This is a genomic window from Acidiphilium multivorum AIU301 (assembly GCF_000202835.1).
GTDB lineage: Bacteria > Pseudomonadota > Alphaproteobacteria > Acetobacterales > Acetobacteraceae > Acidiphilium > Acidiphilium multivorum.
Genome location: NC_015186.1, coordinates 449558 through 469799, shown reverse-complemented (window position 1 = coordinate 469799; position 20242 = coordinate 449558). Strand labels below are relative to the sequence as shown.

At 66.1% G+C, this 20242-nt stretch carries 18 protein-coding genes; 5 read left to right on the top strand and 13 right to left on the bottom strand.

The window, feature by feature from the left end; all coding sequences use genetic code 11:
• Positions 1–23: 23 nt before the first annotated feature.
• Positions 24–194, bottom strand: a complete 171-nt coding sequence (locus ACMV_RS20690) for a hypothetical protein (protein ID WP_013639379.1) — start codon at positions 192–194, stop codon at positions 24–26.
• A gap of 374 nt (positions 195–568) precedes the next feature.
• Complete coding sequence (locus ACMV_RS02030; protein ID WP_013639378.1) at positions 569–871, bottom strand: DUF736 domain-containing protein; 303 nt, start codon at positions 869–871, stop codon at positions 569–571.
• A gap of 835 nt (positions 872–1706) precedes the next feature.
• On the opposite strand from ACMV_RS02030, the gene ACMV_RS02025 reads away from it, so the two are divergent.
• Both ACMV_RS02025 and ACMV_RS02020 read left to right on the top strand, forming a co-directional pair.
• Positions 1707–3455: an SUMF1/EgtB/PvdO family nonheme iron enzyme gene (locus ACMV_RS02025; protein WP_013639377.1), complete on the top strand. Its 1749-nt coding sequence runs from the start codon at positions 1707–1709 to the stop codon at positions 3453–3455.
• A 168-nt stretch (positions 3456–3623) separates the two neighbouring features.
• Positions 3624–4559: a viperin family antiviral radical SAM protein gene (locus ACMV_RS02020; RefSeq protein ID WP_013639376.1), complete on the top strand. Its 936-nt coding sequence runs from the start codon at positions 3624–3626 to the stop codon at positions 4557–4559.
• Positions 4560–4802: 243 nt separating this feature from the next.
• Here ACMV_RS02020 and ACMV_RS02010 read toward each other — a convergent pair whose 3' ends face one another.
• The 3 genes from ACMV_RS02010 to ACMV_RS02000 form a co-directional block, all read right to left on the bottom strand.
• Positions 4803–5747, bottom strand: coding sequence for a DUF2493 domain-containing protein (locus ACMV_RS02010; RefSeq protein WP_048857846.1), 945 nt, complete (start codon positions 5745–5747; stop codon positions 4803–4805).
• Positions 5748–6105: 358 nt separating this feature from the next.
• Positions 6106–7155: a DUF7146 domain-containing protein gene (locus ACMV_RS02005; protein WP_013639374.1), complete on the bottom strand. Its 1050-nt coding sequence runs from the start codon at positions 7153–7155 to the stop codon at positions 6106–6108.
• A gap of 15 nt (positions 7156–7170) precedes the next feature.
• Positions 7171–11370, bottom strand: a complete 4200-nt coding sequence (locus tag ACMV_RS02000; protein ID WP_013639373.1) for a strawberry notch-like NTP hydrolase domain-containing protein — start codon at positions 11368–11370, stop codon at positions 7171–7173.
• A 185-nt stretch (positions 11371–11555) separates the two neighbouring features.
• Between ACMV_RS02000 and ACMV_RS01995 the strand changes: the two genes are divergently transcribed.
• The 3 genes from ACMV_RS01995 to ACMV_RS20685 all read left to right on the top strand — a co-directional run bounded on the left by ACMV_RS01995 (position 11556) and on the right by ACMV_RS20685 (position 13256).
• Positions 11556–11798 (top strand): type II toxin-antitoxin system Phd/YefM family antitoxin, encoded by a 243-nt coding sequence (locus ACMV_RS01995; RefSeq protein WP_013639372.1) that lies wholly within the window; start codon positions 11556–11558, stop codon positions 11796–11798.
• Positions 11795–12220, top strand: a complete 426-nt coding sequence (locus ACMV_RS01990; RefSeq protein WP_013639371.1) for a type II toxin-antitoxin system VapC family toxin — start codon at positions 11795–11797, stop codon at positions 12218–12220. Before ACMV_RS01995 ends, ACMV_RS01990 begins: the two co-directional genes overlap by 4 nt.
• Before the next feature lie 334 nt (positions 12221–12554).
• A complete protein-coding gene (locus tag ACMV_RS20685) occupies positions 12555–13256 on the top strand; it encodes a hypothetical protein (RefSeq protein WP_148360993.1) in 702 nt (233 codons plus the stop codon).
• On the opposite strand, the gene ACMV_RS19570 is transcribed toward ACMV_RS20685, so the two are convergent.
• The 8 genes from ACMV_RS19570 to ACMV_RS01950 form a co-directional block, all read right to left on the bottom strand.
• Entirely contained in the window at positions 13253–15238 is a 1986-nt protein-coding gene (locus ACMV_RS19570; protein WP_013639370.1) for a ParB/RepB/Spo0J family partition protein, read from the bottom strand. The two genes, ACMV_RS20685 and ACMV_RS19570, sit on opposite strands and share 4 nt — an antisense overlap.
• 100 nt (positions 15239–15338) lie before the next feature.
• On the bottom strand, positions 15339–15734 hold the full coding sequence (locus ACMV_RS01980; RefSeq protein ID WP_013639369.1) for a hypothetical protein: 396 nt from the start codon (positions 15732–15734) through the stop codon (positions 15339–15341).
• A 168-nt stretch (positions 15735–15902) separates the two neighbouring features.
• On the bottom strand, positions 15903–16217 hold the full coding sequence (locus tag ACMV_RS01975) for a hypothetical protein (protein ID WP_013639368.1): 315 nt from the start codon (positions 16215–16217) through the stop codon (positions 15903–15905).
• Positions 16204–16551 (bottom strand): hypothetical protein, encoded by a 348-nt coding sequence (locus ACMV_RS20680; protein WP_148360992.1) that lies wholly within the window; start codon positions 16549–16551, stop codon positions 16204–16206. The genes ACMV_RS01975 and ACMV_RS20680 overlap by 14 nt, the downstream gene beginning before the upstream one ends.
• A gap of 73 nt (positions 16552–16624) precedes the next feature.
• Positions 16625–17050: a zincin-like metallopeptidase domain-containing protein gene (locus tag ACMV_RS19565; RefSeq protein WP_456236366.1), complete on the bottom strand. Its 426-nt coding sequence runs from the start codon at positions 17048–17050 to the stop codon at positions 16625–16627.
• A 17-nt stretch (positions 17051–17067) separates the two neighbouring features.
• Positions 17068–18060: a tyrosine-type recombinase/integrase gene (locus tag ACMV_RS01960; RefSeq protein ID WP_011930443.1), complete on the bottom strand. Its 993-nt coding sequence runs from the start codon at positions 18058–18060 to the stop codon at positions 17068–17070.
• Positions 18057–18998 (bottom strand): tyrosine-type recombinase/integrase, encoded by a 942-nt coding sequence (locus ACMV_RS01955; protein WP_011930444.1) that lies wholly within the window; start codon positions 18996–18998, stop codon positions 18057–18059. Before ACMV_RS01955 ends, ACMV_RS01960 begins: the two co-directional genes overlap by 4 nt.
• Positions 18995–20206, bottom strand: a complete 1212-nt coding sequence (locus ACMV_RS01950) for a tyrosine-type recombinase/integrase (RefSeq protein ID WP_011930445.1) — start codon at positions 20204–20206, stop codon at positions 18995–18997. Before ACMV_RS01950 ends, ACMV_RS01955 begins: the two co-directional genes overlap by 4 nt.
• Positions 20207–20242 lie beyond the last annotated feature (36 nt).

Genomic DNA, 20242 nt, shown 5'->3' with positions numbered 1-20242 from the left:
CGGGCCCGGCCCTGTTGTCGGCGTCAGAACGGCAGCTCCGCCCCGGTGATCGGCGGCGCCTCCCGACCCCAGAGGATCTCGGTCTCGGTCCCGCCGTCGGGCCAATGGTAGGTCTCGATTGCGATGATCTCGTAGCCCGCCTCGGTCATGGCGGCGTTGAGGGCCGGGCAGTCGCTGCGGCGGATGATGGTCATGGTCTGCTCCCTTGCTGGTCAGCCGATCGCTGACGGGAGCGGCGGACGCCGGCCTTCGGGGTGGCTCAGCACCTGAGGTGCGCAACCGGGCGGGGCCGGGCTGCGACGGACGCGGACCTCTTGCGGTCTGCGACCGGCGCGGCCGGGCTCTGCTGTAGGTTGCGTGCCGAAGCCGCGCGCAGGGCTCTTCCCCTGGGCGCGGCGCCGCAGGCGGGGTTGAACCGGCCCGACCTCCGGCCGGCGTGACAATGGAAAGCCCGCGGAGGCGCTTTCTTCTCCCTTCGGGCGCGTGGGAGCTGACGGCGCCGTTCGCCGGCGGGCGCGTGCGTACACGCGAGGCGCCCCGCCCGGTGGGGCGGGGCGCCTCGGTTGGGTCAACGGGACCAGATCAGGCTGTAGCTGTCCTCCACCTCGGCCTCGACCAGGCTCGCGTAGATCGGCTGCGGGAAGCTCGGGTCGTCGAGCTTGATCGAGAGGTATTCGCGCCCCGTCTCCTTCGCCTTGCGGGTCCAGGCGGCGCCGAGTTCGACGTTGCCGGCGGCGAAGACCCGGAAGTCGGGCGCCTTGTCGGTGCCGCCCTCGGCCGGGACCAGCCGCGCCTTGGCGTTGATGCTGAGCGTGCGGAATGTCCCGGTGTAGCCGTTCGTGTCCTTGGTGAAGCTGCCGATGATCGCCATGGGAAGTCTCCTTCGCTTGGGTTCTCGGGGCCGCCCCGTGCGGCCTCGATGGCGGTCCTGGGGCCGGGAGGCGATCGACCCGCACCGCTTGCGGCCGCAGCGCAGCGGAGGACGGCGCGGCGAGACTTTCTTGTCTCGCGAGGAATGCCGCGCTCCAGCCGGGGTCCCCACGCAGCCTGCTGCGTGGGGTGGCGGCGGCAGGGGAAGAAAGTCGCGGCGACGCCGTTGCGGGCAGGCGATCGGGGCGCAGCCCGCACCCCCTGGCCAAATCCGCCCATCGAGAGGCCGGACGGGCGGCACCGACCCCCAGTAAGGAGGAGACGGTGGCGAGCCTCGGCGGGGGTGATCAAGGTGTCACGCTGGCACCGTGGCGGGATGCCTCGTGACGGCGCGGAGCGCATCTGGCCCGGACCGGGGCGGACAGGCAGGGTCGGATCGAGGTCAGCAGCGTCCACCGTCCCGGTGGCGTCGGATCGGTAAGGTTCAGACGGATCGCGGCGCTCGCCCGCGAACGGCGTTTTCAGCTGCGCCCAGCCGACGGGGCAATGGCCCTCAGCCAGCGCGAGACGGGCTTGCGACCCGCGGCTGGTCCTGGATCAGGCCCCCCGTGTGCCTGTCCGCCAACCGCTGCCCACTCACAACCGAAACCGCCCGTCGCCAGCCAGCCTCCTTGCGCGCCAACCAATCATGTGCTTCTCTTCGCTTGGCTGAACGAGCCAGCGCTGTCGCCCGACGGACAAATCGTATGGCTATCTTCCGGCTACCGACAGACTTCCGGGTTCTTCTCCCTTACCGACGTTGTGCGCTTCGGGCGGCGCAGAGAGGAGCCTAAGTCATGGACCGAGACTCTCCAGACCCGAAATTTATGTCCATTGGCGAGCTACACGCGGCCGTCCGCGTCAGCGCTCTTTTGCCGTGCGCCATTAAGGACGCAGCGCGGGAGGCGCGGGAAGCTCTGCCGGAATCGACGAGGAATCGACTTAAGCATACGACGACGCTTAACCACATCGTGAAAGGCCTCGGAGTTGCGCCGGGATTTGCCGAATATGAATCGACGTATTCGGCGAAGTTGTTGCCGTTCATGCAGAGCTACCGCCTGGAAGAGCAAAAAAGTCTTCTTGCCACCCAGGCCGATAGATTGGTCCGGTTATCCTACCGCCAGATTGCAGACAGGATGTTCGCATCCAGCTTACCGCAGCCGAAGCGGATTTTCACCGGTACCGGCGTCGACTATTGGACCCTCTTGAAGGCCGCTGCCGGTTGTGCAGATATGAAAGTCTGCGCGTTGGGCGATGAGAAAACCACAACGCCATATGACCAGGCTCGTACAACGGAAATCAATCCCACAATCCCGCCATTTCGGTATTTCGTGCGCGCCAAGAACGGCGTCCTCGAACTTCTTAGCACAATCCAGTTTTGTAACCTGATCGGTGACCAACTTTGCGACTACGGCACTGATCCCACCGATTCCCGGCTCGTCGCCACGCTCTATCAACTCAACACCAGCTCGGCCGCTCAGATCAGGGCGGGACTACGGATTTTCCGCGACCTCATCGCCGGGTTGGACTCGGGTTGGATGACGGTCGTTCCGTTCAGCCAGAACCTCGTTTTTCTCAGCGATAGCCAGGGCGGATATGATTTCGTCTTTCGCAATCTGCGGGACATGCCCCATGATCCGGCGTCCGTCGGCAAGAGCCTGCCCGATAGTAGGACCATTGCTCCTTCCGTAGACGAGCGATTCGAAACTTGGCTCTACTTCCACTACACGGGATGGAAGGAGCGAGATCAGGATGACGCTGAGCTGGCATTCTATGAGGCCGGTGGGACTTTGGCGACCTATCCTGGCTCCTCCGCGATCCTTCGTGAGTACCTGAATCGCCAGGGACGCGGGGCTAGTGCAGCTTCTCCCTGCGAATTCTGCGGTTCCCGGGCCGGCAAAGGAACCCGGAGGCTGACGCCATTGATCACCATCAAGGAATTCCGGCACTTTCTGAACGCAAACCCGGATTACCGAGCGCATCGCCGCAACCCAGCAGATGGCGACCCCTGGTACGAAGCGAACACGGATAGTGACGATAAATTGCCTGCTTCTGTCACTTGGTATGACGCCAAGGCATATGCCGAGTGGGTCAATCAGGATCCGCATCGCGAAGTGCGTCTGCCGACAGAGAGTGAATATCGTGAGTTCTTCAGTGACTACATTCCTTCTCATATCAGCGTGGAGGATGTTGCAGTCGCGCATGCGCGGAGGCTCTGCGATTTCATTGGGCCGGACGGGAAAGTTTATGACGACCATCCGCCCTACATGCCGAACGAGCGGTTTGCTGAACTGCGGATCCGGTACCGTCTGCCACTGCCTTTGAGGGACGGCCCAGACGGTACCAACCTCATGCAGTCGCCGTATTTCGGCGAGTGGCTGGAAGCCGAGGGCGCTGCCATCAACGGACTGTTCTTCTGCGCGCAAGGGATGACCGGCACGGCCCATGAGACCGTCGTCTCACCTCTGGCGGCGCGTTTCGCGCCGGGCAGTACGGGGAAATACAAATCGATGAAGATCGGCTTCCGTCTGGCACTTCTCGATTAGAGGCGGTCCCGCCGCCGCGCTTTCGGTCTTCGTCCCGCACATCCAACACCGATCGAATCGCCACGGATATCTCGATCCGAAAGCTTGGGTTCCTGGCTTCACGCCGCTGCAGGCGCGCCGTCTCCCAAAGCTGTGGTCCGATTAGTTATCGCAAGGAACAAGCCCACTATGGTCAACGACCAGATCGGCGGAATCCACGTTCTGCCCCCGCTCGTCATCAACTGGCATATCACCGAGGCGTGCAACTACTCTTGCAAATTCTGCTACGCAAAGTGGCAAGCCGAGCGCGAAACAAGGGAGTTAATCCACAATCCTGCCAGATCGCGCCAACTCCTGGAAGCGCTCTATGCACTGTTCGGTCCGCAAGCGCCAGACAATCCGCTCTCTGGTCGCATGGCTTACCGCGGGGTACGGCTGACCCTCGCTGGCGGCGAACCGTTTTTGTATCGTCGTCTCTGTCTCGATCTCATCAATGTGGCACGCGGAATTGGGTTCGAGATTTCGGTCATTACTAATGCGAGCAGGCTCGGGATCGCCGAGATGCGAGAATTAGCGCCAAACCTATCAATCCTTGGGATCAGCGTCGATTCGGGAAACGATCACACCAATGGGGCTATTGGTCGGAAGGACGGGAAGGGAGTTGCGCTTAGCCTCGGCGATCTCCGGGAGAGGATTGCGGCGGCACGATCAATCAATCCGAAGATCAATCTGAAGATCAACACGGTCGTGAATGCCCACAATTGGCAGGAGGACTTTTCCGACGCGATTGGCCAGCTTTGTCCGGATCGCTGGAAAGTCCTGCGAGTGCTGCCAGCGCGGACCGACGCGCTCGTGATCACGCAGGCCGAGTTCGACGCGTTCGTGGCAAGGCATCGTGCCTTCCGTAACATCATGTCCGTCGAGGATAACGCAGACATGACGCAATCCTATCTCATGATCGACCCGCATGGACGCTTCTTTCAGAACCGAGTGGGCCGGCCCGGTTATGATTACAGCGCCCCAATCCTCGAAGTGGGCGCTGCAGAGGCGTTCAAGCAGATCATCTTTTCGCCGAGCGGGTTTGTCTCCCGCTATCCGAGCGTCGAACTCCCCGAGGTCGCATGACATATTGCGCCGACAAGGACATCGACGAGTTGGTCAGGCGGATGGTGCGCGTCGGTTGGCGATATCGAAGGGGATCGAAGCACGGGCAGCTATGGGCCCCCGGCGCATCCCGCCCCGTCATCGTCCCAGGAACCCCGAGTGATCGGCGGTGTCTGCAGAATTTCCACGCGGATGTCCGCCGCGCGATGCGTGAGACGGGTCAATGAACGTCATCGTTATGTTTAGTGCTGGAGACAGCGGCGCTCACGCGCCGCTCTCTCCGAAGCGCCAGACGGGGATGCCGAGGACGCGCGCCTTGTCCGCGAGATTCTCGCAGATGCCGGATCCGGGGAAGACGATGACCCCGATCGGCATCACCTCGAGCATCCGGTCATTGCGCTTGAACGGTGCGGCCTTGTTGTGCCGTGCCCATTCGGGCATGAAGGCGATCTGCGTGACCTTCCGTGTATCAGCCCAGCAGGCGGCGATGCGTTCGGCCCCGCGCGGGCTACCGCCGTGCAGCAGCACCATGTCGGCGTGCTTGCGATGCACCCGGTCGAGCACCGCCCAGATGCGCCCGTGGTCGTTGAAGTCAACCCCGCCGGCGAAGGCGATCCGCGGTCCGGCGGGCAACAACACCTCGGTCTCGGCACGGCGCTTGGCGGCGATGAAGTCGCGGCTGTCGATCATCGCCGCGGTCAGGGCGCGGTGATTCACCATCGATCCCGCGCGCGGGCGCCAAGCCGAGCCGGTGTGGTGTTCGAACAGCTCTGCGGCCTGCTCGCGAAGAAGCTCGAAGGCGTTGCGCCGCTCGATCAAGGTCAGCCCCTCGGCGATCAGGCGTTCCAGCTCGACCGAGCGGATTTCCGAGCCGTCCTGTTCCTGCTGGCTGCGCCGCTGCCGGTCCTCATTGGCGTCGAGCTCGCGCTGCACGCGGTCCACCGTGCGGTGGAAGAGATTGACCTGCGACCAGAGCAGATCGGCGAGGTCGGGTTCCAGCCGCGTCTCGGAAAGGGTGGAGACCAGGGCGTCGAAGATGTCGGCTAGCGCGCCTTCGAGCCGTGCGGCCTCGGGCAGTGGCCGCGGGTCCGGATCGTCCTGGTAGGGGCGATGGCCGTAGAGCTGCAACTCGTCGAGCAGGCGGGCGGTGGGGGATGCGGCGTGGGGTGGCTCGGCGGCGTCGTGGTGGATGAGGCGGTCGGTCGCCATGATCGGTGTCCTCGTTCGGCTGGCCGCGCCCATCGCGGCCTTCACGGCGATCCCTTGGCCGGGGCCGGGCCGGGGCTGCACCGCCAAGCTCGGCGCGGGCGGCCGGAGCGCAGCGGAGGACGGCGGGCGGCGGCTATTTTGCCTCGCGATGCAAAGCGCCCCTTTGACCCGGGGTCCCATCGCACTCGCGCGATGGGGTGCGGGGCACGGCGGAAAATAGTCGCCGCCCGCCGTTGCGTCGCCGGCCCGGCTCTGGCCCGATCGCCGCTCTCAGAAGGCCGTGGGCGCGGCCCGCTCCCGGACACGAGGCACACCGGCGACTGGTGGCGCTTTCCCGGGCGATGCGTTACCGGGCCTCTCAGCCTGACGCCACAGGCCGGGTGTTGGCCAATGCAAAGCGCTCGGCATCCTCCGGGGCGAGCTGTACCCGCAGCCGTGTCAGCAGAGCGTCAGCGTCGGCGCCGAAGCGGCGCAGGTCGGCGTTGAAGTCGTTGGTCACCGGCCAGAGGATGCGCGGCTCGATCCCGGCTGCTCTGGCCCGGTCGCGCAGGCACATCGCCGCATGACGCCCGGCCGCGTCGTTGTCCCGCGCGATATAGAGGCGGTGCAACGCCGGCGGCATGATCAGGGCGGCGAGGTGGTTGGCCGAGAGCGCCGCCGCCATCGGCATGTCGGGCAAGACGCATCGCAGCGACAGCATCGTCTCGATGCCTTCACCCGCGATCATGACATCGGACGCCACGCCGAAGCGGACGGCGTTGCCGAGGAGATGGCCCAACGCCCGCCGTGGCGCGGCGATCGGCGCCTTGCCGGCGCCATCCCGATCAAGCCAGGTGCGATGCACGCCAGCGATCGTGCCGTCGGCGTCCGTGACCGCGGCGATCAGCGCCGGCCAGGCTTCGCGGGGGGCAGCGTCATGCGCCCGGTAGAAGCAGGCGGGGTGAAAGCGGAGCGCCGGCGCGGCCTCCAGCCGCGCGGTGATGCCACGGTTGCGGAGATAGGTCTCGGCCAGGGTTCCGACGATCGGGCGCGAAAGAGCGAACAACCGCCGGGCGGCGTCCGACGAGCCCGGTCGTGCCGGTGCGCGCAGCAGCTGCCGCTTCGGCAGTCCGAGGAAGGCCCGTGCCTCACCCAGCGTATCACCCAGGCGATCGAGACCACGGTTGAGCCGGATCAGGTCGAGCAGGTCGCCATGCTGGCCAGTCGCGGCGTCGGTCCATTTGCCGGCGGCACCCCTGCCGGAGTCCGGCCCCGTCAGCCGCACGAACAAGCTGCGGCCCGGCGTGTTCTGGACATCGCCGACCAGCCAGTAGCGGCCCTGGCGGCGGCCGTTGGAGAGGTAGTGGCGGCACACTGCCTCGGCCTCGCGCGCGAGGCGGTGCGCCAGTTCGGCGGCGGACCCGGACATGGAGCATCTCCACCGTCAGGCCGCGACACGATCGACGACTCGAAGGAGCTGCGATCGCTCAAACAGCGCCGCCAGGATCGCGGGTCCGCGTTCGGTGACCGGGATGAACAGCCGAAGCCGCCAGGCGATGATCTCGCTCGTCAACCCCATCGCCTTGAGCTGATCGACCGCGCCGTCTGTGAAGCCGGCGAGTTCGACGCGGGCGGCACCCATTACGGTCGCACGCCGGACAGTCAGCCCGCCGGCGAGATGCAGCACGACGCCGTCGGTGAGCACGGCGGACCATGCCTCGTTCGGCGCCAGCGTCGGCGCGTCGTCCAACCCGAGCGCCCGGCAAACTTCGCCCATGGCGGCGGGCGAGATCAGGCGGCCGATCACGCGCTCGCCGTCGTCGGTCTGCAGGCGATAGACGCGCAGCAATTCGTCGGGTAGCCGGTTCCAGATCGGCAGGAGCAGGCCGGTGACGATGTGGAACGCACTCTCGGTGAATTCCGGCACCTGCGCCACTTCGGCATTCCATGTCGCAGCGAACCGCTCGGCGTCCGCCTCCTCCCAATGGGTGTGATCCAGCGCGTCGAGGGCAATCGTCTCCCTGACCATCGGCCGGACCAGACGGATCCGGCGCTGCACCTCGCCATCATCGAGCGTCAGGCTCGGTGCCGGCATCTGCACCGCGGCACGGCCGGACTGGGCGTTGACCAGCAACCGCGCGCGCTTGTCCCGCGCCAGGGTGAGCGCGTCGCCGGCGGGAAGCGGCCGGTTGCGGTCCCGCCGCAGCAATTTGAACAACCGCGTTTCGGCGCCGCTCGCCGCGTGAATATGGATCGTGCGCCGCTCGGTGACGCGCAGACTGTCCGCCGTCAGCGTCTCGACGCCGACATCGTAGCTGCCGGCGGCGATCGCGTTCTCGATGCGGCTGGCGAGCAGCTCCTCGAAGACCGCGAACAGGCCGTTCTGCAGGGCGATCGGAAGCGCCAGCAGGCGGTTCAGGAAGGTCGTGATCGGCGGCAGGTCCTCGCGGAGCGACCCGTCGCGGTCGGAGAGATCAAGCCCGGTCGTCTCCTCGAAAGGCTGCAACGAGCAGCACGCCACCTTGCCGGCGAAGATCATTCCGTAGAACTGCCGAAGTGCCGCGCGGGCATACTGGCTCTCCAGATTGTCGTCGGCCCGGAATAGGCCCTGGCCGCCGGTCTGGCGCTGGCCGCGGGTGATGGCCCCGAGGCTGTCGAGCCGGCGGGCAATGGTGGAGAGGAAACGCTTCTCCCCGCGCACGTCGGTCGCCACCGGACGGAAGAGCGGGGGTTGGCGCTGATTGGTGCGGTTTGACCGACCCAGCCCTTGAATGGCGGTGTCCGCCTTCCAGCCAGGTTCCAGCAGGTAGTGCACCCGCCGGCGCTGGTTCCGGACGGCGAGGTCGGCGTGATAGCTGCGTTCGGTGCCGCCGGCGTCGGAGAAGACCAGGATGCGCTTCTCGTCGTCCATGAAGGCCTGGGTCTCGGCGAGGTTGGCCGAGCCAAGGCGGGTCTCGACGGCGAGTCGCTCGTTGCCATCGGGGGCGATCTTGCGCACCACGCGCCGCGACCGCCCGGTGACCTCGGCAACCTGATCGGTGCCGAAGCGCTGGACGATCTGATCGAGTGCGCCCTGCACCGCCGGCAGTGCGGCGAGGTGATCGATCGTCCGGTCCCGCCGTTCGACCGCCTCGCGCGACTGCACCGGCTGGCCGTCCCGGAACACCGGGCGGGAGAGCAGATTGCCGTCGCTATCGGTGAACACCTCGAACAGCTGCGTCGGGAAACCGTGCGCCAGGTAGTCGAGGACGTATTCGCGCGGGGTGATGTCCACCTGCACGTCGGCCCACTCACCGGCGGGGATGTCGGCCAGCCGCCGGTCCAGCAGCGCCTCGCCGGTGGAAACCAGCTGCACGATACAGGCGGCCCCGGCGGCGATGTCGCGCTCGATGGCGCCGATCAGCGTCGGCACCTTCATCGCGGTGATCAGGTGGTTGAAGAAACGCTGCTTGTTCGATTCGAAGGCCGATCGCGCCGCCGCCTTTGCCTGGCGGTTCAGCGTGCCGGACGGACCGGTGACATTGGCCGCCTCCAGGGCTTCGGCCAGGTTGGCGTGGATCACCTGGAAGGCCTCGGCGTAGGCGTCGTAGATGCGCACCTGCTCGCGGCTGAGTGCGTGCTCGACGATCTCGACCTCGATCCCCTCGTACGACAGCGAGCGCGCGGCGTAGAGGCCGAGCGCCTTCAGATCCCGCGCCAGTACTTCCATCGCCGCGATCCCGCCGGCCTCCATCGCCGTGACGAATTCCTGCCGAGTCGCGAACGGGAAATCCGCCCCGCCCCAGAGGCCCAGCCGTTGCGCATAGGCGAGGTTCTGCACCGAGGTTGCGCCGGTCGCGGAGACGTAGAGCACTCGCGCATCGGGCAGTGCGTGTTGCAGCCGCAGCCCGGCGCGACCCTGCTGGGACGGCCTGCGCTCGCCGCGTTCGGAGGTATCGCCGGCGGCGTTGGCCATGGCGTGCGCCTCGTCGAACACGAGCACCCCGTCGAAATCCCGCCCCAGCCAGTCGATGATCTGATCGAGCCGCGAGACCTTGCCCTCCCGCTCGGCCGACCGCAGCGTCGCGTAGGTCGTGAACAGGATGCCCTGGTCGAGGCGGATCGGCGTGCCCTGCCGGAAGCGCGCGAGCGGGGTGATCAGCAGCCGCTCCTGGCCGAGGGCGGACCAATCGCGCTGGGCATCCTCGATCAGCTTGTCGGATTTCGAGACCCAGAGCGCGCGGCGGCGGCCCTTCAGCCAGTTGTCGAGAATGACGCCGGCCACCTGCCGCCCTTTGCCGGCGCCGGTGCCGTCGCCGAGAAACCAGCCGCGGCGGAAGCGCACCGCGCCCTCGGCATCGTCGGGGGCGGCGGAGACCTGGTCGTAGGTCGCATCCACCAGCCAGGCGCCGGCGAGATGCCCGGCATGAGCTTCGCCGGCGTAGATGACGCTCTCGATCTGCGCGTCAGACAGCAGGCCGGCCGATATGACCGCCGGCGGCAGGTGGGGCCGGTAGCTTGGGCGCGGTGGCGTGACCGAGGCCATGGCGGACGATTGTACGAGCTTCGTCGGATGCGGCTGCGCGCCAGGGATCACGATGGTCTGGACGGAATAGCTCTCGTAGAGCGCATCGCTGATCCGGCCATGCTCGGGCGGCCGTTCGTCGCGGACCTCGTATGCGAGCGCGATTCCGGGATCGATCGGCGGTTCCGGGTGACGGATCGGGATGGGATGCGGGCGCGGGACGATCGCGCGCGGGGGCACCGGGCAGGCGGCCGGAGGCGCGACCGGCGGGGCAGACACGGCCGGGCGCGGCGGCACGAGGCGAGTCACCCACTCCAGCAGCGTCGCCGCATCGGGGGCGATGCCGGGGCACGGCGGAAAGGCGGTCGGGTCCTCGGCCGGCACGCGGTCGATTACGGTCAGCCGCGTCTCGACCGCGGTGCCGTGGCGGAAGGCCGCGTCTGCCATCCGCTCCTCGACATGCGCCGCGACCGAGAAGGGCGGGTTCATCAGCACCACCGAGGGTGCGATGGACGGATTCAGATGGTCGTGGATCTGCGCCGCGTCGTGGCGGCTGACGGGCGCGCTTGGGAGCAGACGGCCGAGTAGGTCGGCGCGGGTCTCGGCGAGCTCGTTCAGCGCCAGGACGCCGCCGGCGAGGGCGGCGAACACGGCGAGCAGTCCAGTGCCCGCGGAGGGCTCCAGCACTAGGTCACTCGGCGTAATCGCGGCGGCGGCGCTGGCCGCGAAGCCGAGCGCGATCGGCGTCGAGAACTGCTGGAGCGCCGCACTTTCCTCGGAGCGGCGCGTATGCGTGGGCGCCAGCGCGGCCAGCTTCGCCAGCATGGCAAGCATCGCCGCTGGGCTGCCGGCGCGGGCGCGCATGGCCGGCCCGTGCTGGCGCAGAAACAGAACCTGCGCCACTTCACAGGCCTCGTAGGCGTCCTTCCATACCCAGATGCCGCCGGTGTCGGATGCGCCGAACGCCGCCTCCATGGCGGTGCGCAAGATGGCGGCGTCCAGGGCCTGGCCCCGCTCCAGCGCGGGCAGCAGCAGCCGGCCGGCGCCCAGGATGGCGGACGCCCGATCGGGCGCAGGCGGCGCGGACGGGGATGCGAGCATGGCCGACTGCTCGGCCAGCGCGGGGACGATGAGGTTCATGCGGGGATTCCGGAGAGCGGGGTTGCGAAGCCGGCGGGCGCTCTCTCGACCCCACCCGGCTCACCCCGTCCCGGCCATCCTCTCGCTCTCCGAGCTCCACGTGCCGCCGCGGTGACCCGCTCCGGCGCTTTGGTTCCGGCCCGTACCGTGCTAAAGATGACCAATTAGATGGTCAGGAGAGCCTCATGGGAAGTGTGAGCATCGCCGACGCCAAGGCGCATCTGAGCGAACTGGTCGAGCGCGCGGCCGGCGGCGAGACCGTGCAGATCACCCGCCGCGGCAAGCCGGTCGCGCAGATCGTCGCCGCGAAGGCGCCACGCAAGCGCATCGACATCGCGGCCCTGCGCGCGATGGTCGAGAAAATGCCAATGCAGCCGGAGCCGGCGGGCGAGTTCATCCGCCGCATGCGTGACGAGGCGCGTTATTGATCCTCTATCTCGATACTTCGGTGCTCCTCGCTGCATTGACGCATGAGGCAGAGACCCAGCGCATGCAGCGCTGGCTGGGAGACCAGGATCCGGAACTTCTCGCGATCAGCGATTGGGTGACGGCAGAGTTTTCCTCGGCGCTGTCGATCAAGTTGCGATCTGGGCAGATCGAGACGCAGCACCGGGCGGATGCGCTCGCCATGTTCACTACGATGAGCGCGGAAACCTTCACTGTGCTGCCGATCTCCGGCGCTCAGTTCCGCACCGCCACGCGGTTTGCCGATCAGCACGCGCTCGGCCTGTGGGCCGGTGACGCGCTGCATCTCGCAATCTGCGCCGATTACGGCGCCAACCTTTGCACGTTGGACCGGCGACTAGGTGAGGTCGGCCCGGCCCTGGCGGTGAAGACGGCGCTGCTATGAACGCGCCGCCGGCGAGTGCGCAAAGACCAGCGGCAGCCCGGCGGCTTGATGCGTGGGAAGCTGACATGCCCACCGGTCGCTCGCACGGCGGAGATGTCGGGAGAGGAGACGGTCTGCTTTTGGGCGCTCCAACCAAGGGGGACGACATTCAATCCTACGTGGGGGTCGAGCGCCGCGGGGGTATCCTGAAGTGTCACCGCGGAAGCCCTGACTGTGAATTCTGGTTCATTACGGGCTGAAATTGCGTGTGGTTCTCGGTGACTGTAATAGCGTAACAGAGTGTCAATGCCTTGGTGATTGTGTTCGCCCCGAGCGATCTTTCGGGAGAAAGAGGATGTTGAAGCGCGTCAGCGCAGCGATCATTGCAACGGGACTTATCGTCGGGGTCGTATACCTTGGATGGTTCTCGAGCAAATATTCAGCCTACATATGGTTGTTCGGCCTCGCGGCTGCTTTAGCCGCTCCCCTTGGTCTCACACTTCTTAGCTTCGCACTTAATGGTTCCAGTTCAGATGTTATTAAGCGATTGGCAAAAGTACCTGAGATCGAGCAGTTGATCAATGAAGCGAAAAATCAGGAAGAAAAAATAAGAATACTTGAAGTAGAACGGGAAAAACTGATTGAAATTGTAAAGTTAGAGTCGCGACGGCAGGCGATAGAGGATCGGGTAGCCTCACTTGAAAACGATGCGGTTCGAATTCTTGTCGAGTTGGAGAATTTGGACGAGGAGCAGAAAACTCTCGGGCTCACGATCGGCGGTAGCAACGTCAGCAAGGAAATCGCTAGGTTACGCGAGCGCGTCAGAGCGCGGGAGCGCGGAGACCTTGTGATCCGCGTTGGCAGCTTTGTCTACCAGATTGATCGCGACATCGTAAAAGGCTTGCCATTCGGGGCAGGCAGCCTTGTCCTCGCATACGTAAAGATTGTCCAAAAATTTTTGGGTTGGATGAGGACGAGATCACAAACCCATGAAGGCAGCATAGACATTCCGGCGTCGTTTAGAGATGCGTCTTCAAGAGATCAAACGAAAGTCTAGCGTAAACTCCCCTGGGCGTGCGGAGCGGCTTGGGCAGCCAGCCGGTGCCGGCGAGCAGCCGTTCGGCCTCCTGCGCAATCTCCGGCTTCTTCAGGTGGTCGATCAGCTGCGCGGCGTGCTCGCCCTTTGCCTCGCGCACCGCCTCCAGGATGCGGGCCTTCGGCACCCGGCCAAGATAGGTCTCGACCGTCGGCACCCAGCCCGCCGCCGCCATGTCGAGACTGACCGCCTGGGCCAATCGATCGGCGTGCGCCAGGGCGCCCGGACGGCGGTTCCAGGGTTCGTGAAGCGCGTTGATCGTCAGTGCCGCGCAATGCGCGAATAGCGCCGCGCGCGTGTCGGTGCCGAAGCCGACGAGCGCGTTCCAGAGTTCTCCGGACGTCGCCGGCAATTGCTTCGCCCATGCCTCGTGCCGCACGTCGATGGCTTTGGCGGACGCGGTGTCGTTCAGTCCCGGAGCCTGGGTCCCGAACCCGGCGCTCTTGGCCTCGATCTACAGGCATGTGTCGGCGGCGGAGCGATAGAACAGGCGGAGGCAAAACGCGTGGAGCACGGCCAGGAACGCCGTGTCCCAGTCGTTCCCCAAGGCTTCCCGCAACGCGAGCGTCCGGTGTGCGGTGAGTTCCGTCATCAGCCGCTCGGGCAGCGGCTTCAGCCCCTCGTCTTCCTCGGGCACCTCGGCTGACGGCTCCGCGGCAGTGATGGTCGTGGTCGAGCGCACCTCCGTGGCGGACGGGTCCCGATCGGTATCGGGTACGGTGCTGGCCGGCTCCGCGGACTGATCGGGATCGTCGGGCGCTGCCACCGGGGGGTTCGTCGTCAGGCCGCACGTAGCCGCGTTCGACGCGCAGCGCACCGTCGCGGTCGATGCTGATAAAGGCACCGGCGCGAACGATGTCGGCGGGGTCGAATTTCGGCGGGCGGTTCTGAAATGCCTCAATCGCCGTCTCGATCTCGATCAGGCGTGCCTCGACCGCCTCGGGCAGCTCGTCGGCCTCGCCATACTGCTCCTCCAGCGAGTCGTATTCGCCCTTCAGCGCATCGAACTCCGCCTGTTCGGGCTCGGTGAGAGGATTGGTAGAGGGCAGCGGACGCAGCCCGTGCCGGTGGCCGTAGGGGAAGTCCGGGGCGGCCTCGAGCCATTTCCAGCCTTCGGCGCGGATGGCGTCTGCCTCGCGGGCCAGGCGCTCGGCCACCAGCCGGTCGAGCAGCACCGGGTCCTGCAACCAGCCGCCCTCGTCCTCCTGGAACAGGTCGCGCATCACGATGCCGCCTGCGGCTTCGTACGCCTCGGTGCCGACGAAGCTCGCGCGTCGGTCGCTTGCGCGTACCGCCCCCTCGGTCAGCATGCGGCGGATGATGTGCGGCTCCTTGTTCCAGCCGCGCTGGATCGTCGCCCACACCTGTTCCTGGCGGGCATGATCGTCGCTGACGCACAACGCCATGAGCTGATCGAGCGTCATCGCGCCCTCGGCATAGCCGTCGAGCAGCGCCGGGCTGGCGGCGGCGAGCTTGAGCCGCTGGCGCACCACCGCGGCGGTGACGCCGAACGCGGCGGCGATCTCCTCCTCGCCCTGGCTTTTTGTACGCAGCGTCTTGAAGGCGCGGAACTGGTCGAGCGGGTGCAGCGCCTCGCGGTCGGTGTTCTCGGCGAGGCTGTCCTCCTCGGCGAGGCCCTCGGTCTTGACGATGCAGGGGATGGGCGCGGTCTTGGCCAGGCGCTTCTGCCGGACCAGCAACTCCAGCGCGCGATAGCGCCGGCCGCCGGCGGGCACCTCTAACATGCCCGTCTCGTTGCCCTCGGCATCCAGCACCGGGCGCACGCTCAGGCTTTGCAGCAGGGAACGCCGGGCGATGCTCTCGGCCAGCGCCTCGATCGAGACGCCGGCCTTCACGCGCCGGACATTGGCCTGGCTCAGGACGAGCTTGTTGAACGGAATGTCTCGGGACGGGTTCAGGACGATCTTCTGGGTCGCAGCCATCGGTGATCTCCGCGACGGGCCGGCCGGGAGCCTCTCTCCCAGCCCTCGACCCGTCACGAAACTCGCCTCCGCCCTCTCGCTCTCGGCGGCGGCGCGAGCCTCAGCCGCCGGGGGCATCCGCCGCTGGTTGCGGCAGATTGACCACCTCGGCGCCGGCGGCGCGGTATGCCGCTGCCACCGCCGCCAGGGGCGCATAGCTGAACGGGCCATGCGGTGGTGGGTCCGGCGGCGCGCCGACGGCGACCATCGGCCCGCGCATGACAAGCCGCGCCACCGCATCGAAGGCGACCCCGCGGCTGTCGATCACCGGCAGGCCGGCGGCAATGCACGCCGCCTTGATCGGCTCGGAGTCGTATCCCAGGAGTCGGCATCCATCCCCATACCAGAGGATAAACCCGCCCCGGCCGATCGAGAGGTGGCCACCCTCGGTCGCCAGGGCTTCGGCGATCAGCTCGGCATGGTGGGAGTGGAGTTCGACGTTTTCGGCGGCGCTCATGGCAGTTCTCCATGACGGGCCGGCCGGGAGCCTCTCTCCCGGCGCTTCGACCCGTCACGGAACGCTTGCGGCCCTCTCGCTCTCAGGCGCCAAAGGCGACGTCAGGCCCTCAAGGCGAGGAAGCAGCGCTCATATCCGCAGCACAAAGCGCAGCCTCTGTCTTGCGAGTCACGCCGCGACGCTGTGAAGTCGCGCAAATTGCACGACGCTAGAGCGATCCGTCGAGGCGATGACCGCGTCATACGCATTCAGCGCACGAAGCACTCGCTGCTGGTGCTTGCGCTGGAAAATGAACGATCGCACCCGGCCCTTGGCCATGGTGCGCTTAGTCACGCCGGCTTTCTTCGGGAATCCGCCAGTCTTGTCGAGAACTGCGTACAATACGTATAGGCCGGCAAGGCGCATGAACTGGTCGGTAGTCGGGTCGATATGCACCCAAATCCGAATCAAGTCGTTGATCTCGGCGGTCTTATTCGTCCGCATTTTTTTTCTCCTCCTCTAGCAATTGCGTGATGCGCGCGGCCAATCGTTCAAAACGGCGGTCGTCCTCCATTGCCTGTTCCAAAGTGATGACATCCTCCATGCGTTCGCGGGTGAGCTGCCCAGTGAGCGCGAAATAGGCGAGCACAGCGACAGCGCGCTTTGCTGTACCTGACATGGCTCGAAATTGTGGATCACTGGTTTCGGCTGACCAGTTACGGATTGTCTTGCGGGTGGTGCCGGCACACTCCGCTAGTCGCGCCAAGTGACCGCTCGCCTTGCCTGGATTGAGCAGACGGCCGACCCGCAGCAACGTCGATCGCGAGAAATTTGACAAGAGACGCCCCTCTGAGACGTTTAATGCCATAAACCGGCTCTCTGGGTTCGTCAAGCGACCTTGGCTTAACCCGTCACGGAACGTAAACCGCGCTCAAGACGACGGGGCCGGCGGGTCGACATTCGGGGCCCTCTCGCTCATCGTCTTCGATCTGGAACGCCAGCAGATAGTCGGCCGCCTTCGAGGCCGCGCTGGCGGCGCGGATGATCGCGTGGTCATCGTCGCGCAGCACCTCGAGCCAGGAGCCGATGTAGTCGGCGTGCCGCACGGTCGGCACGATGCCGAGGCTCGCGCAGAGGAACGCAGCCGTCATTTCGGCAACCAGTTCTTCCTTGGCGTAGCTGGCGGAGCCGAAGCCGCCGGACATGTCGCGCGCCAGCCGACGGGCCGCGCCTGACCAGTGCCCCTTATGCCGATGTCGGCATAAGGGGCATAATGCCGCGATCCGGATTATGCCGCATGGCCTCCGCTGGAGGCCGGATAGCCCGGCATTGGCCATGCGGCTGTTCGGCATAATCAGAGCCCTTCCAGGAACGCGAGGAGTTGATCGTCGGGCCGGAACCGGCCCGACGGCGTGGCTGGAGCGGCGACGCGAGCGAGCGCCTTTTCCTTCATCCGCATGTCGGCATGGATGTAGATTTGGGTGGTCTCGACGTTCTCGTGACCAAGCCAGAGCGCGATCACCGCAGGATCAACGCCGTGGTGGAGCAGGTCCATCGCCGTGCTGTGGCGCAGCGTATGTGGCGTGACCTGTTTCGTGCCGATGCTCGGGCACGCGCGCGACGCCGTGAGGCAGTGCTTGCGGACCAGATGCTCAAGAGCGTCACGGCTCAGCCGTTCGCCCCGGATCGACGGGAACAGCGGCTTGCCCTCATCTTTGTCGTTGCCGATCCACGTCGCCAGCAGCTTGGCTGTCTCGCGGCGAAGCGGGGTGGCGCGCTCCTTCCGGCCCTTGCCCATGCAACGGATGTGCGCGCCGGTCCCCAGCACGACATCGCCCCGCGTGAGGCCGACCAGTTCGGAAGCCCGCAGGCCTGTCTGGACCGCAAGCAGGAGCAGAGCGTGATCGCGCCGCCCCGCCCATGTTGTACGATCCGGAGCCGCCAACAGCGCCGCCATTTCCTCGGCATCGAGGAACGTGACCGCACGCTTCACATAGCGCTTATTGGGCATGGCGAGGATGCGCTGGCAGTGCAGCAGCCAAGTCGGATCGGTCATCGCGACGAAGCGGAAGAACGATCGGATCGCGGCGAGCCGGGTATTACGGCTGCGAGCGCTATTACCCCGCGCGGTCTCGGTGTGGGCGAGGAAGTCCGCGACCAGATCGGCGTCGATGTCTTCGACCGTCAGGTTGACCGGCGGCTTTTTGCGGCGGGCGCTCGCATATCTGAGCAGCAGCCGGAACGTATCGCGATAGCCGGCGACCGTATGTCGGCTCGCCTCCAGTTGCGTGCAAAGCCGGTCGGTGAAGAAGCGCTGGATCAGCGCGGGCAAGGTGACGGCGTTCATTGTGCCATCTCCCCGCCGCTCGCGGTGGCACGGGCTATCGCCAGATCGAGCAGTTCCGGGACCGCCTCCAGATACCAGTATGTTCGGGAAGGGCTGCTATGACCCAGATAGGTCGTCAGCCGGATCATCTCGCGCGCCGGATCCTTGCCGGTCCGGTACCAGTCGATCATCGTGCGCACGGCGAAGGTGTGGCGCAGATCGTGGATGCGTGGCCCTCGGCCATGCCGATGGTACTGCTGCTCGGATCGCAAGCCGATCTGCTGGCACGCCTGCGCGAAGTTGTAGCGGGCCGTGCAGTCGGTGAGCCGGGTCGCCTTGTCGGTTACGAACAGCGGCACCGCCGGATGACCGATCAGCCGATCGCGTTCGATGCGATAGTTGAGCAGTCGCTCGACGGTGCTGGGGTCGAGCGGCAGCAACCGCTCCTTGCCGTTCTTGCCCTGTCGGACGCGCAGCACACCATTATCGGCGTCGAGGTCGTTCCCATCGAGCGCGAGCGCCTCGCTGATGCGCAAGCCCGTGACCGCGATGAGCGCGAACAGTGTCGAGCAAGTCAGCCCGCGCAACCCGCAGATCGACGGCAGCGCCTTTGCGGCCGCGATAATCGAAGCGACCTCGGCATTGCTGTAGATATGCGGACGCGAGCGCATGACAGTGTCCGGCAACAGGCCCCGTGGTGGGGGTTCATGCGCCGGATCGAAGCTGCTCAGCCACTGCGCGAAGAGGCGCACGGCGGTAAGCCGCGCCGCTCGCGTCATGCCGTTGGCCTCGCCGAGCGTAGCGTGCCAACGCAGGAACAGCGCCGTGTCGATATGCGTCACACGCTCGCTGTCGGCGAACCGCGTGAAGCGGCGAAGGATGCGCTCGCTGGTGCTCAGGTCGTAGCCGAGGCGGCGCCGCACAGCCAGATAGCGGTCGAGTTGGAAGGTGAGGCTCATTGCGCGCCTCCCGCCACGGGCCAAGGCATTGCCACTGACCGCAGCCCATCGATGTCGAGACGGGCATATATCATCGTTGATGTGCGTGAGCGGTGCCGCAGCACATCGCCCACCTCGTCGAGCGATGCACCCGAGTTCACTAACTGGGTGGCAAGGCTATGACGCAGCAGGTGCGATCCCACATAGGGCGTTACCGGCTTCTGGCCAGTCGCCTTCAGCGCATCCTTGAGAACGGCGTTGACGATCTGGCTGTCCTTGAACGGACGGTACGGCGCGCGATGGGTGACGAACATCGTGCGACAGGACGCGGGTCCGCGTTCCTCGCGCAGATAGCGGCAGAGGGCCTCGCCAACCTCCGCGCTGATCGGCACGCGATCGTGGAGCTTCCCCTTGCCACGCACCAAGAGTTCGCCCGCGCGCCAGTCGATGTCGTCCAGCTGGATCGCGATGACCTCGGCAGCGCGCAAGCCGAGCCGGGCCATGATGAGCAGCATCGCATAGTCCCGAGCGCCGTGCCGGGGGCTGTCGCGCACGCAGGCGAGCACCGCCTCGACGCCCTCGGGCGACAGATGGCGCGGCAGTCGTGCGCCCCAGCGCTTCGCCGCCCTAGGCACGCTCAGCGCCAGATTGGTCGCTGTCGCGCCGCTGCCGAACAGATATTGCAGGAAGATACGAACATGCGTTGCCACCGTTTTGTCGCGACGCGCGCCTGCCAACACATGCTCGATGAAGCTGATCACGTCGGCAGGCCGCAACCGCCCCGGATCAACTATCGCATCACCAAAGCGATGATCGAGGAACCGGTTGGCGAACCGCAGCGTGTGATAGATCGTCCGCGGACTCAGGCCGCGATGCTTGACCAGATAGGTCTCGAAGTTCGCCAGCAGGGTCGCGCGCGCCTGCTGCGCCTCGGTCAACGGCACCGGCTGCGTGACGCCGATATCGAGCAGATGCTGCGCGAACCGGCGGGCCAACCTATACGGCCATACCGAGCCCGTCTTCTTGCGCGGCACCTTGCGTCCCAGATGCTCGGCCATGTCGAGCGTCAACGCCGAAGGACTGATGCCCTCGACATCCATCGCGTGCCCCACCTTCCGCAGGATCGATTGGTAGGTCTTGACCGTGCCGGCGGTGTAATTCTCCGCCGCAAAGCTCTCGGCGAACGAGTCCAGATACGGCTCGATGCAGGTCTGCAAATATTGAGGCATGATCGTCGTGCTCCATGTTGTTGGAGCGATGAAGAT

Bases quoted from the DNA above. Each gene is read 5' to 3' on its own strand.
- ACMV_RS20690 (WP_013639379.1), bottom strand. From the start codon at position 194: ATGACCATCATCCGCCGCAGCGACTGCCCGGCCCTCAACGCCGCCATG.
- ACMV_RS02030 (WP_013639378.1), bottom strand. From the start codon at position 871: ATGGCGATCATCGGCAGCTTCACCAAGGACACGAACGGCTACACCGGG.
- ACMV_RS02025 (WP_013639377.1), top strand. From the start codon at position 1,707: ATGGACCGAGACTCTCCAGACCCGAAATTTATGTCCATTGGCGAGCTA.
- ACMV_RS02020 (WP_013639376.1), top strand. From the start codon at position 3,624: ATGGTCAACGACCAGATCGGCGGAATCCACGTTCTGCCCCCGCTCGTC.
- ACMV_RS02010 (WP_048857846.1), bottom strand. From the start codon at position 5,747: ATGGCGACCGACCGCCTCATCCACCACGACGCCGCCGAGCCACCCCAC.
- ACMV_RS02005 (WP_013639374.1), bottom strand. From the start codon at position 7,155: ATGTCCGGGTCCGCCGCCGAACTGGCGCACCGCCTCGCGCGCGAGGCC.
- ACMV_RS02000 (WP_013639373.1), bottom strand. From the start codon at position 11,370: ATGAACCTCATCGTCCCCGCGCTGGCCGAGCAGTCGGCCATGCTCGCA.
- ACMV_RS01995 (WP_013639372.1), top strand. From the start codon at position 11,556: ATGGGAAGTGTGAGCATCGCCGACGCCAAGGCGCATCTGAGCGAACTG.
- ACMV_RS20685 (WP_148360993.1), top strand. From the start codon at position 12,555: ATGTTGAAGCGCGTCAGCGCAGCGATCATTGCAACGGGACTTATCGTC.
- ACMV_RS19570 (WP_013639370.1), bottom strand. From the start codon at position 15,238: ATGGCTGCGACCCAGAAGATCGTCCTGAACCCGTCCCGAGACATTCCG.
- ACMV_RS01980 (WP_013639369.1), bottom strand. From the start codon at position 15,734: ATGAGCGCCGCCGAAAACGTCGAACTCCACTCCCACCATGCCGAGCTG.
- ACMV_RS01975 (WP_013639368.1), bottom strand. From the start codon at position 16,217: ATGCGGACGAATAAGACCGCCGAGATCAACGACTTGATTCGGATTTGG.
- ACMV_RS19565 (WP_456236366.1), bottom strand. From the start codon at position 17,050: ATGGCCAATGCCGGGCTATCCGGCCTCCAGCGGAGGCCATGCGGCATA.
- ACMV_RS01960 (WP_011930443.1), bottom strand. From the start codon at position 18,060: ATGAACGCCGTCACCTTGCCCGCGCTGATCCAGCGCTTCTTCACCGAC.
- ACMV_RS01955 (WP_011930444.1), bottom strand. From the start codon at position 18,998: ATGAGCCTCACCTTCCAACTCGACCGCTATCTGGCTGTGCGGCGCCGC.
- ACMV_RS01950 (WP_011930445.1), bottom strand. From the start codon at position 20,206: ATGCCTCAATATTTGCAGACCTGCATCGAGCCGTATCTGGACTCGTTC.